The 10,586-nt window shown below is 70.1% G+C and carries 12 protein-coding genes; 4 read left to right on the top strand and 8 right to left on the bottom strand.

Annotated features, from left to right (window positions below):
* Nucleotides 1–8 precede the first annotated feature (8 nt).
* The 4 genes from msrB to carA all read right to left on the bottom strand — a co-directional run bounded on the left by msrB (nt 9) and on the right by carA (nt 4,234).
* Entirely contained in the window at nt 9–410 is a 402-nt protein-coding gene (gene msrB, locus ACP95_RS01425) for a peptide-methionine (R)-S-oxide reductase MsrB (protein ID WP_049979503.1), read from the bottom strand.
* Between the two features lie 68 nt (nt 411–478).
* On the bottom strand, nt 479–1,135 hold the full coding sequence (locus ACP95_RS01420) for an HAD family hydrolase (RefSeq protein WP_049979502.1): 657 nt from the start codon (nt 1,133–1,135) through the stop codon (nt 479–481).
* A gap of 104 nt (nt 1,136–1,239) precedes the next feature.
* Nucleotides 1,240–3,021 (bottom strand): Rieske (2Fe-2S) protein, encoded by a 1,782-nt coding sequence (locus ACP95_RS01415; protein WP_049979501.1) that lies wholly within the window; start codon nt 3,019–3,021, stop codon nt 1,240–1,242.
* 154 nt (nt 3,022–3,175) lie between these two features.
* Nucleotides 3,176–4,234 (bottom strand): glutamine-hydrolyzing carbamoyl-phosphate synthase small subunit, encoded by a 1,059-nt coding sequence (carA, locus tag ACP95_RS01410; protein WP_049979500.1) that lies wholly within the window; start codon nt 4,232–4,234, stop codon nt 3,176–3,178.
* Between the two features lie 96 nt (nt 4,235–4,330).
* Between carA and ACP95_RS01405 the strand changes: the two genes are divergently transcribed.
* The 3 genes from ACP95_RS01405 (at nt 4,331) to ACP95_RS01395 (ending at nt 6,173) form a co-directional block, all read left to right on the top strand.
* A complete protein-coding gene (locus ACP95_RS01405; RefSeq protein WP_049979499.1) occupies nt 4,331–4,747 on the top strand; it encodes an Lrp/AsnC family transcriptional regulator in 417 nt (138 codons plus the stop codon).
* A gap of 70 nt (nt 4,748–4,817) precedes the next feature.
* On the top strand, nt 4,818–5,501 hold the full coding sequence (locus ACP95_RS01400) for a type 1 glutamine amidotransferase domain-containing protein (RefSeq protein WP_049979498.1): 684 nt from the start codon (nt 4,818–4,820) through the stop codon (nt 5,499–5,501).
* Nucleotides 5,502–5,558: 57 nt separating this feature from the next.
* Nucleotides 5,559–6,173, top strand: a complete 615-nt coding sequence (locus ACP95_RS01395) for an NUDIX hydrolase (RefSeq protein ID WP_049979497.1) — start codon at nt 5,559–5,561, stop codon at nt 6,171–6,173.
* A gap of 221 nt (nt 6,174–6,394) precedes the next feature.
* Here the strand turns inward: ACP95_RS01395 and ACP95_RS01390 are convergent, their stop codons facing one another.
* The 4 genes from ACP95_RS01390 to ACP95_RS01380 all read right to left on the bottom strand — a co-directional run bounded on the left by ACP95_RS01390 (nt 6,395) and on the right by ACP95_RS01380 (nt 9,692).
* Nucleotides 6,395–6,673: a hypothetical protein gene (locus ACP95_RS01390; RefSeq protein ID WP_049979496.1), complete on the bottom strand. Its 279-nt coding sequence runs from the start codon at nt 6,671–6,673 to the stop codon at nt 6,395–6,397.
* Nucleotides 6,663–7,703: a zinc-binding dehydrogenase gene (locus tag ACP95_RS01385; RefSeq protein WP_049979495.1), complete on the bottom strand. Its 1,041-nt coding sequence runs from the start codon at nt 7,701–7,703 to the stop codon at nt 6,663–6,665. The genes ACP95_RS01390 and ACP95_RS01385 overlap by 11 nt, the downstream gene beginning before the upstream one ends.
* Nucleotides 7,704–7,743: 40 nt before the next feature.
* On the bottom strand, nt 7,744–8,103 hold the full coding sequence (locus ACP95_RS16225) for a sensor histidine kinase (RefSeq protein WP_237560372.1): 360 nt from the start codon (nt 8,101–8,103) through the stop codon (nt 7,744–7,746).
* A gap of 185 nt (nt 8,104–8,288) precedes the next feature.
* Entirely contained in the window at nt 8,289–9,692 is a 1,404-nt protein-coding gene (locus tag ACP95_RS01380; RefSeq protein WP_237560371.1) for a PAS domain S-box protein, read from the bottom strand.
* Nucleotides 9,693–9,858: 166 nt separating this feature from the next.
* On the opposite strand from ACP95_RS01380, the gene ACP95_RS01375 reads away from it, so the two are divergent.
* Nucleotides 9,859–10,545 (top strand): MogA/MoaB family molybdenum cofactor biosynthesis protein, encoded by a 687-nt coding sequence (locus tag ACP95_RS01375; RefSeq protein ID WP_049979494.1) that lies wholly within the window; start codon nt 9,859–9,861, stop codon nt 10,543–10,545.
* The last annotated feature ends 41 nt before the right edge of the window (nt 10,546–10,586 follow it).

Raw genomic sequence — 10,586 nt, 5'->3', positions numbered from 1 at the left:
AGGTGGCCTTACGACTCGTCCTCGAACGCCAGCGCGACCGAGTTGATGCAGAACCGCTTCCCGGTCGGCTGGGGACCATCATCGAACACGTGGCCCAGGTGGCCCTCGCAGTTGGCGCAGACGACCTCGGTCCGGGTCATCCCGTGGCGGTCGTCCTCCCGGGTCTCGACGGCGTCGTTCTCGGCGGCGTAGAAGCTGGGCCAGCCACAGCCGGCGTCGAACTTGGTGCCGGAGTCGAACAGCACCTCGCCACAGCCCTTGCAGCGGTAGACGCCGTCGTCGTCGCGGTCGACGTGCTCGCCGCTGAACCGGGCCTCTGTGCCGCGTTCGCGCAGGATCTCGTACTCCTCGTCGGTGAGCTCCTCGCGCCACTCCGCGTCGGATTTCGTCGCCGCGTCGGACTCGCTCATACGTGTCGTTGGGGCTGGACGGGGCTAACGCTTCCGCCGCTCTCGGCCGCGTCGAACGCTTGGGAGCGCTACCGACAGAGCGCCCGCACGTCGTGCAGGTCGTCGACGACGTGGTCGGGCTCGACCGACAGCTCGTGGTGTCGGCGGTGCGGGCGGCGGATGAACGCCGAGTCGACGCCGGCGTTGAACGCCGCCGTCACGTCGCTCTCGCGGTCGCCGACGTACAGCGCGTCCTCGGCGTCCAGATCCGCGAGCGCCCGCTCGATGAAGTGCGGGTCGGGCTTCTTCCGGCGGAGGTCCGCGATCGTCGGCTGGCGCCCGTAGGCCGTGTCGAACAGCCCGGAGACGCCGTAGTGATCGAGCAGGAAGTCGACCGTCTCCTGCTGGTTCGAACTCACCACGCCCATCGGGAGGTCGAGATCCGACAGCGTCGATACGTCGTCGAACAGCGGCTTCCCGCCGGCGTGGACGTGCTCGCGTTGGGCCTCGTGTGAGGCCCGGTCGCGAACCCGCCAGAACTCCTCGACCGAGAGGTCGTACAGCGCACAGATCTCCGACAGCGACTCCGGGGTCACACCGACGACGACCTCCTCCACGTGCTCGGGATCGGGGTCGTCGACGCCCGCCTGCTCGAACGCACGCCAGGCCGCCTCCTGCAGCACGTCGTAGTCGGTGGTGTCCACCAGAACGCCGTCGTTGTCGAACACGACCGCGTCGTAGCTCATACGTATCAGAGGCGTAGCGGGCTGAAAAAGGTTGTGCGCCGACAGATCGGTCGCGCTCGCCCGTCAGCGCTCAGTCGTCGTACTTCGCGCTTGCCCACCAGCGCTCAGTCGTCGGCGGCCGCCTCGCCCCCGCTCTCCTCGTGGATCCGTTCGCCCTCGTGGAGCCGCGACGCGATGGAGTACGTCTGCTCGCGCTCCCGCCGGGTGGGATAGTGCGCCGCGAGGTAGCGCGCGACCGCCGTCGCGAGCACCCTGCGCTCCGCGGGATCGTCCCGCAAGTCGAACTGTCGCAGGCCGGCCTCGAGCGCCTGGAACGTGTGGAACCCGGTGTCCTCCTGGAGGAGCGCGTTGCCGAGTTCGGCCTTCAGCCGCTCGGGGTCGCCGCCGGCGTCGAGGAAGTTCGCGGCGTGGGTGCCCGCGGCGTTCACCTCGCCCTCCATCTCGAAGCAGTGGCGGAGCTCCCGCAGCTCCGTGTCGGGGTCGGCGTCGGCGTCGACGCTCGGTTCTGGGGCGGGCGGCGTGTTGAGGAACCGGTCGAGGTAGACGTTCGTCGCCGCGTCGTACACGCCGCGGTAGAGCTCGGTCGTGGGTGCGCGCTGGGCCGCGCGGTGGACCGCGTTCGCGTACGTGAACGTGTGGTGGACCGTGTTCCAGTCGCTGAACTCGTTGGCGGTGGAGAACTGCGCGACGCGCTTGCCCGCGGCGAACGCGACCGCGCGAGCCAGTTGCTCGACGGTCGCGCCGTTCCGGATCGCGTCGTCGAGGGCGCGGTACACCGGTTCGGGCTCCTCGCTGTGGAGTCGGTCGGTGAAGTCGTCCGGGTCGGTCCACTGCTCGCCCTCCCCCGCGGCGACCATCTCCTCGAGGCGGTCGAACGACTCGGCGCTCCGACCGGCGAGGTCGTCGGGCTGGCGCCAGGAGGAGAGCTCCTCGCTGCGCTGGGCGTCGGCGAGCCCGCGCACCAGCGACGCCAGCACGTCGGCGGTCTCGGGGTGGTCCCAGCCGACGTGGTCCAGCGCCTCGGTCGCCTTGTTCAGGTGGTCGAACCGGTGGCCGGTGTCGAGGTAGCGGTGGTCCGTCGCCGCCGCGGTCAGCATCTCGGTCAGCTGCTCGGGCGAGCAGCCGTTGGCGACCGCGGTCCGCAGCACGCGCTCGGCGCCGTCGGCGTCCCGCACCTCGACGTTCTCCCGGAACCACGACTTCAGCCGGCTGAAGGGCACGTCAGTCGCCTCGAACGCCTCTTGGTCGAACTTCGGCGGCTGGTCGGCGCAGTCGCTGGCGACCTGGACGAGCCCCTGGTAGAGCGCCCGTTCGCGGTCCGCCTCCTCGAGGTCCGGCATCCGGTTCAGCAGCGCGGTGAGGATCGTCAGCCCGGAGCCCCAGCCGCCCTCGCGGTACTTCGTGCCGAACACGACCGCCGTCTCGAACGGGGCCTCCGGGTCGACGCCGGCGCGGTGCAGCCCGATCGCGGACTTCGCCAGCACCAGCCGGAGGTTCTGTTCGAGCCCGTCCTCCAGGCGCTCGGTCCAGTGGACCGCCGGCGGCTCGTCGCGCTGTGGGGCCGGATCGACGTACACCGTGCCGTCGACGACCCGGACGGGGTAGCTCTCCACGTCGTCGGCCCACGGGTCGAACGTGTCGCCACAGGAGAGTTCGAAGCGCGCGTGGTGCCACTCGCAGGTCAGCACGCCCTCGTCGACGCTCCCCTCCGAGAGGGGAAAGCCCATGTGCGGACAGCGGTTGTTCACCGCGCGGAACTCCCCCTCGTGGTGGAACACGACGACCGGCGTCCCGCCGGCGTTGGCGACGGTGCGGCCCTCCTCCCGGAGAGTGGCTGCGTCGGCGGCCTCGACGTACGCGTCGGGGACTGTGTCGACGTTGGACATACCCCGAGGTTGGGGCGAAGTCGACTAAAACGTATCCTGAAGAACGTTTTACCGAGTCGGCGCAGCGAGGACACGATCAGTTCGCGGCGAGAAAGTAGGGAGAAGTCGGCGAGCGGAGCGCGCGCCGGCGGTCCGAGCAAGCGCTGCGGCGGGATCAGTCCGAGGCGACCGCGGGCGTTCGACAGTCCGCCATGTCGAGCACGTCGTCGAAGAAGTCGAGCGAGTCGTGCGGGCCGGGGTTGGCCTCGGGGTGGTACTGGCGCGTGAGCACGTCGATGTCGACGCCCTCCAGCCCCTCCGCGGTGCCGTCGTTGACGTTGACCTGCGTGACCGCGAGTTCGCCGGGGTCCGCCACGCTGTAGCCGTGGTTCTGGGTCGTCATGATCACGCGGTCGGTCTCGAGGTCGCGCACCGGCTGGTTCAGGCCGCGGTGGCCGAACTCCATCTTCTCGGTCGCGCCGCCCAGCGAGCGGGCGACGACCTGCTGGCCGAGGCAGATGCCGGCGATCGGCGTCTCGCCCGCGAACTCGTCGACGACCGCGCCCGCGGCCTCGAAGTTCGCCGGGTCACCCGGCCCGTTCGAGACGAACACCACGTCCGGCTCGCGCGCGGCGACCTCGCCGGGCGTCGAGTCGTACGGCATGACGTGGACCTCGGCGCCGCGGGCGGTCAGCGAGTCGACGATGGACTTCTTCGCGCCGCAGTCGAGCAGGGCGACGCGGGGACCCGTCCCCTCGTACACCTGCGTTTCGTCGACGCTGACCTGCGCGCCGATGTCGACGTGGTCGCTCATCCCGACACACTGCTCGAGCTGCTCGCGGGCCTGCTCCGGCGTCGCGTCCGGGCCCGCGGCGACGCCACAGCGCATCGCCCCCTGCTCGCGGATCGCGGTGACGAGCTCGCGGGTGTCGACGGCGTCGACGGCCGGCACGCCCTCGCTTTCCAGCCAGTCGGCCACGTCGTCGGTGAACTCCCGAGCGATCGCGACCCGGGGCGTGACGCCGTCGGACTCGAAGCGCTCCTCGCGGACCCCGTAGTTCCCGATGAGGGGGTAGGAGAACGTCAGTACCTGTTCGGCGTAGGAGGGGTCGGTGAGACTCTCCTCGTAGCCCGTGTAGGCGGTGGTGAAAACCAGCTCGCCCCGGCTCGTGCCGGGGGCACGCGAGCGTCCCTCCACGACACGACCGTCGGCCAGCGCGATGTACGCGCTCATTACGAGAAACGTACTCATCTATCGTAATAACTGTGTCGTTCGAAGATTTCTTACGAAATTCGTAACCGGTATCCCGTGGGAGCGACACGGGGCTGTATGGACGAACTCGATCGGGAGATCCTGAACATCCTCCGGCGGGACGCACGGACCCCCTACACCGAGATCGCCGAGCAGGTCGGGACCAGCGAGGGGACGGTGCGCAACCGCGTCGAGGGGATGGTCGAGGACGGCGTCATCGAGCGGTTCACCGTCACCACCCGGACCGGGAACGTGAAGGCGATGATCGAGATCTCGGTCGCGATGGACGTGAACACCGACGAGGTGGGCAAGCGCCTCGCGGACTGGGAGGAGGTCGACTTCGTCTGGCAGGTGTCCGGCGAGGACGACATCGTGCTCGTCGTCGACTGCGTCGACACGCGCGCGGTGAACGAGCTCATCTCCCGCGCCCGCGAGCAGGAGGAGGTCGAGGAGAGCACGACCCGACTCATCCTCGACGAACGACTCGGGAGCTAAAACCCTCCGACTTCCGGCGGTCGTGCCACGGCGGGAGGGCTTTTCCCGCCGAGACCCGAACGGGGAGTGCATGACCGACGCGCTGTTCATCGTCAGCGAGGAGGGGTACTGGGCCGAGGAGTGTATCGAGCCGCTCACCACGCTCACCGACGCCGGCGTCGAGATCACGGTGGCGACGCCGACCGGGAGCCCGCCGGTCGTCGACGAGCGCTCGCTCGACCCGGAGGACGTCGGCGAGGAGGAGGCCGAGCGCCTGCGGGAGATCCACGAGACCGACGAGCGACTGAACGACCCGACGCCGCTGGCCGCGGCCGACCCCGGGAGCTACGACGCGGTCGTGTTCCCCGGCGGCCACGGGACCGAGTGGGACGTCAACCAGGACAAACACGCCCGCGCCGCGCTCCGGACGGCCGTCGAGGGCGACGACGGCACCGCGCTCGTCGTCTGCCACGCCGTCGGGCTCCTGGCGTTCACCCGCGACAGCGACGGCGAGTTCCTCGCGGCCGGCCGCGACGTGACCGGCTTCCCGAACGCGTGGGAGGAGGGGATCGTCGACGAGCACGACCTGTTCGAGGGCCGGAAGCTCCCCTACTGGGTCGAGGACGAGGTGAAGGCCGTCGGCGCCAACTGGGACGCGGAGCTCGACGCCGACAGCTCCGTCACCGTCGACGGCGACCTCGTCACCGGGCGCGGCCCGGGCTCCTCCCACGAGGCCGCGCTGACGCTGCTCGACGAGCTGGGCGTCGACGCCTGATCGGTCGCACCGTTCGGCATCGAAGCGACCTTACCCCCGGTGGCCGATGGGGGGCGTATGAGCACCGAGGACGCCGACACGGACGGGGGCGCCGACGCCCACCCCAACGCCGCACAGGACGTGGTCGCCGTCGACGGCGACGACCAGCGCACCGGACTCGCCAACCGCCTCGACGCCCACACGGGCGAGGGGCAGCGCCACCGCGCCTTCACCGCGCTCGTGTTCGACGAGGACGGCCGCATTCTGCTGGCCCAGCGCGCGTCGAACAAGCGCCTCTGGGACACCTCCTGGGACGGCACCGTCGCCTCCCACCCCGTCGAGGGCCAGAGCCAGATCGACGCGACCGAGCAGCGACTGGAGGAGGAGCTGGGCATTACGCCCGACCAGTACGACGACCTCCGCGTCACCGACCGCTTCGAGTACAAGCGCCGGTACGAGCGCGAGGGGCTGGAGTGGGAGGTCTGTGCCGTGCTCAAGGTCACGCTGACCGACACGGAGCTGGACCCCGACACCGAGGAGATCGAGGGGCTGCTCTGGGCGGACTACGACCTGCTGTACGAGAACCCCGAGTGGTACCGCCAACTGCGGCTCTGCCCGTGGTTCGAGATCGCGATGCGCCGGGACCAGGAAGGGAACACGGTGGCGGATGGGAGCGTCGGGTTCGAGCGCTGAGTGAGCCGCGGCGAGCGGCCGACGCCGACACGGTCGGCGTCACGACGCCTGATGCCGCGGCTCTCTGCTAAGTCATTACCGCGAGCGCCCGGCGCCGACGACTGTCGGCGTCACGACGCCTTTTGCCGCGGCTCTCTGATAAGCCATCACGGCGAGCGCCCGGCGCCGACGACGGTCGGCGTCACGACGCCTTTTGCCGCGGCTCTCCAAAATCCAGCTCCCTACTCCTTCATCGCCCAGACGCCGACGACGCCCAGCAGCAGCGCCGGGACGAACGGCAGCGCCAGCATCGCGACGAGGAACGGCACGTGATCCGCCAACAGCGTCGGGTAGACGTAGATGACCCCCGGGATCACCAGCGTCGCCAGCGTGATGGCGCCGACGAGGATCCAGCCGCTCGGGCCGCCGTCCCCCTCGCTCTCGTCGTCGGGCGCGTCGGCGCCGTCGAGGCCGCCCGGGGTGTGCACGTACCCGCCGTCGTCGCCGTCCTCAGAGCTCACTGTCGGGCTTTAGCACCACCTTCCCAAAGCCCTCTCGATCCTCGAGCATCGCGTGGCCCCGGGCGGCCTCGGACATCGGCACCACCTGGCGGATCCGCGGCTCGAACGTCCCGTCCCAGACGAGCGAGAGCACGTCGTCGACCTCGCCGGGGGTGGCCATCGTCGACCCCAGCACGGAGAGCTGGTTCCAGAAGATGCGGTTCACGTCGGTGTGGGGCTGCCCGCCCGCAGTCGCGCCGCAGGTGACCAGCTTCCCGCCCTTGGCCAGCGACGCCAGCGAGTCCGACCACGACTCGCCGGCGACGTGGTCGACCACCACGTCGACGCCGCGCTTGCCCGTCAGCTCCCGAATGCGGTCGGCGTAGTTCTGCTCGGTGTAGTCGATGACGTGGTCGGCGCCGCAGTCCGCGGCGTAGCCGAGCTTCTCCTCGCTGGAGGCGGTGGCGTACACCTCGCCGCCGACGTGGTCGGCGATCTGAACCGCCGCGTGCCCGACGCCGCCGGAGGCGCCGAGGACGAGCACCGAGTCCGTCGGCGAGAGCTCGGCCCGGGTGACGAGCATCCGCCAGGCGGTCTGGAACACCAGCGCCGTCGAGCCCGCGACCTCCCAGTCGACGCCGTCCGGGACCGGGACGAGGTTGTCGGCGGGGACGACGGCCCGCTCGGCGTGGACGCCGGGGCGGTGCTCGCCGATGATCTGGTAGCGCACGCACATCGACTCCTCGCCGTCGCGGCAGAACTCACAGCGCCCGCAGGCGACGCCCGCCGAGACCGCGACGCGGTCGCCGACCGCGAAGCGCTCGACGTTCTCGCCGGCGTCGACGACGACGCCCGCGGCGTCGCTGCCGGGCGTGTGGGGCATCTCGAGGTCGACGCCGGGCATCCCGCGCCGGGTCCACACGTCGAGGTGGTTCAGCGCCGCGGCCTTCACGTCGATCTCGACCTCGTCGGGGCCGGGCTCCGGTTCGGGCACCTCGTCGTACTGGATCACGTCGTGGCCGCCGTGGCCGTGGAACTTGACGGACTTCATCGGGCAGGGGTTGTGGCGGCGACGACAAAACGATGGTTGGTTACCGGAACAGCACCGTCGGGCCGCGTTCGGCCGACGCGATCGACTGCGAGCCGTCGATGGCCGGCAGCCGGACGGTCGCCGTCGTCCCGGCGTCGTCGTCGCGAGGCGCGATCTGGAACGAGCCACCGTATCGGGTGACGATCCAGTTGACGAGCCAGAGCCCCAGCCCCGACCCGTGTTCCAAGGCAGTCTCGTCGCCGGCGGTCACGGTTCGCTGCTCCATCTCGTCGATCCCCGGCCCGTCGTCGATCACGGCGATCTCGATCCACTCCCCGTCGTCGCGGGCGGAGACGGTGACCTGCGGGTTCGCTCCCGTGTTGTGCTTCACGGCGTTCTCCAGGAGCTCCCCGAGCGCCACCTCGAGTTCGACGCCCGCACAGATCGACCGGTCGGTCTCGACCCGAACGTCGAACGACGCGTCGGTGGAGCGCTCGAGCAGGTCGACGATCGCCTCACGGAACAGGGTTCCGGGGTCGAGCCGGCGCGGCTCGCGGTCGCCACGCGCCTGCTCCTCGAGCTCCCGGGCGTGCTCGCTCAGCTCGCTCAGCTCCCGGGAGAGCCGTTCGATCCGGCGCCGGCATCGCGGACGCGCTCGGTTTCGGCCTCCCGAACCGCGGTCGCCCAGCCGCCGATCGCGTTCATGTCGTTCCGGAGGTTGTGCCGGAGCACGCGGTTGAGCAGCTGGATCAGCTTCTCGGTCCGGCGCCGCTCGGTGATGTCGGTCTGGAAGCCGAGGTACTGGGTGAGCTCGCCCGCCTCGTCGAACACGGGGTCGAGCTGGACGCGGTTCCAGAACGGCGAGCCGTCGCGGCGGTAGTTGACGAGTTCGACCGTCGTGGACTCCTCAGCCTCGATGGCCGCCCGGAACTGGCTGGCGGCATCCGGATCGGTCGCCGGCCCCTGGAGGTACCGACAGTTCCGGCCGACCGCGTCAGCCGCGTCGTAGCCGGTGAGGCGTTCGAACCCCTTGTTGACGTAGATCAGCGGCTGGTCTGGCTCGTTGGGGTCGGCGATGGAGATGCCGACCTCGGCCTCGTCCATCGCGCGGTTCTTGACTCGGAGCTCGCGCTCCTGCTCCCTGCGGGCCGTAACGTCCCGGCCGACGCCCTGCACGCCGACGACGTCGCCGGCGTCGCCGATCGGCGTCGCGTTGACCGCCAACACGACCGTCTCGCCGTCGGCGGCGACGAACTCGAGCTCCAGCCCCTCGCGGTCCTCGCCCTCGAGCAGCTCGGAGTACGCCTGGAGCGCCGTCGACGCCGCCGACTCCGTGAGGAACTCGTAGAACGGCTCCCCCTCGAGCGTCGCTGGCTCGTACCCCAGGACGCCTTCGACGGCGGACGAGACGTAGGTGAACTCGGCGTCGAAGTCGAGCCGGAACAGGATGTCGAAGCTGTTCTCGGCGATCCCCTCGAAGCGCTGTTTCTCCCGCCGGAGGCGCTCGTTTCGCGCCTCGATCTCCCGCTCGTGGGCCCGGCGCTCGAGCTCGGTGCTCACCAGCCGCGCGAGGAGTTCGAGGAACAGCTCATCGGCCTCGGGGAACGGCGTGTCCCGTTCGGCCTCGTCGGCGAAACAGACCGTCCCGTACACGTCGTCGTCGACGATCACCTTCGCCCCGAGATACGTGCCGAGGTCGAACACTTCGACCGCGCGGGCGGGGATCGAGGAGTCGTTCACGTCCTGGACGGCCAGCACGCCGTCGGTCTCCAGCGTCCGCCGGCAGTAGGCGTCCTCCAGCGGACACGTCTCCCCGGGTTGGATGAGGTGGTGGTCGCCGACGGAGTGGACGATCTCCTGCCTGCCGTCGTCGATCCGGGTCAGAAACCCCAGCGGCAGATCGAAGTAGTCGACACCGATCTCCAGCGCGCGAGTCACTTTGGCTTCGAACCCCCGGTCAGTGTCTGCGAAAACCTCGTACAGCCGCTCTCGGGGGGAGTTCGAACCCATACATCGTCTCCTCGACGCGAGTAATTAAGTTGGATGGTTGTCCACTCCCCTCGCCGGCTCTGTCGTCGATCCGTCTGCTCCGGCGGGGACGGCGTCGGCCGCGTCGGCGTCGCCGCCGGTGCCGCGAGCGACCGGAGTTTTGTAGCCCCCGACCCGACGGGAGGACATGAGCGACGAGCACACTCACCAGCACGAGAACGGCGAGGGCGACCACGACGACCACGGTCACGACGACCACGGTCACGACGATCACGGTCACGACGATCACGGTCACGACGACCACGACCACCAGCCAGGCACCCACGATCACCACAGTCACGATCAGGAGCACCTCGGCGTCGGCCTGCTGACCGTCTCCTCCTCCCGATCGATCGACGACGACGACGGCGGCGACCGGATCGTCGACGCGCTGGAGAGCGCGGGTCACGCGGTCACGGTCCGCGACCTCGTCCCGGACGACTACGACAAGGTGCAGGGCACCGTCCAGCGGTTCGTCGACCGCGACGACGTGGATATCGTGATCACCACCGGCGGCACCGGCGTCACGCGCGACGACGTGACCGTCGAGGCCGTCGAACCGCTGTTCGCCAAGGCGCTCCCCGGCTTCGGGGAACTGTTCCGCCGGCGCTCCTACGAGGAGATCGGCACGATGGTCGTCGCGACCCGCGCGACCGCCGGCGTCGCCGACGGCGTCCCCGTGTTCGCCATCCCGGGGAGCGAGAACGCCGCCGCGCTGGGCGCGGAGCTGATCGTCGCCAGCGCCGGCCACCTCGCGGGGCTGGCGAGCCGCGACGGCGACGGCCACGAACACGACCACGGCGACGGGGACGACGGCGACGACCACAATCACTGACCCGCTCGATCCGTACCGACAGAATCACGTCCCATCTGCGA

Source organism: Halolamina rubra, from assembly GCF_000739555.1.
Taxonomy (GTDB): domain Archaea; phylum Halobacteriota; class Halobacteria; order Halobacteriales; family Haloferacaceae; genus Halolamina; species Halolamina rubra.
The sequence above is the reverse complement of the archived record's forward strand: the minus strand, read 5'-3'. Positions and strand labels throughout refer to the sequence as shown.

What these genes read in the sequence shown, in the direction of transcription:
- ACP95_RS01395 (WP_049979497.1), top strand. Translation starts at nt 5,559, where the DNA reads ATGAGCACCGAGGACGCCGACACGGACGGGGGCGCCGACGCCCACCCC.
- ACP95_RS01380 (WP_237560371.1), bottom strand. Translation starts at nt 9,692, where the DNA reads ATGGGTTCGAACTCCCCCCGAGAGCGGCTGTACGAGGTTTTCGCAGAC.
- msrB (WP_049979503.1), bottom strand. Translation starts at nt 410, where the DNA reads ATGAGCGAGTCCGACGCGGCGACGAAATCCGACGCGGAGTGGCGCGAG.
- ACP95_RS01375 (WP_049979494.1), top strand. Translation starts at nt 9,859, where the DNA reads ATGAGCGACGAGCACACTCACCAGCACGAGAACGGCGAGGGCGACCAC.
- ACP95_RS01405 (WP_049979499.1), top strand. Translation starts at nt 4,331, where the DNA reads ATGGACGAACTCGATCGGGAGATCCTGAACATCCTCCGGCGGGACGCA.
- ACP95_RS01400 (WP_049979498.1), top strand. Translation starts at nt 4,818, where the DNA reads ATGACCGACGCGCTGTTCATCGTCAGCGAGGAGGGGTACTGGGCCGAG.
- ACP95_RS01420 (WP_049979502.1), bottom strand. Translation starts at nt 1,135, where the DNA reads ATGAGCTACGACGCGGTCGTGTTCGACAACGACGGCGTTCTGGTGGAC.
- carA (WP_049979500.1), bottom strand. Translation starts at nt 4,234, where the DNA reads ATGAGCGCGTACATCGCGCTGGCCGACGGTCGTGTCGTGGAGGGACGC.
- ACP95_RS01385 (WP_049979495.1), bottom strand. Translation starts at nt 7,703, where the DNA reads ATGAAGTCCGTCAAGTTCCACGGCCACGGCGGCCACGACGTGATCCAG.
- ACP95_RS01415 (WP_049979501.1), bottom strand. Translation starts at nt 3,021, where the DNA reads ATGTCCAACGTCGACACAGTCCCCGACGCGTACGTCGAGGCCGCCGAC.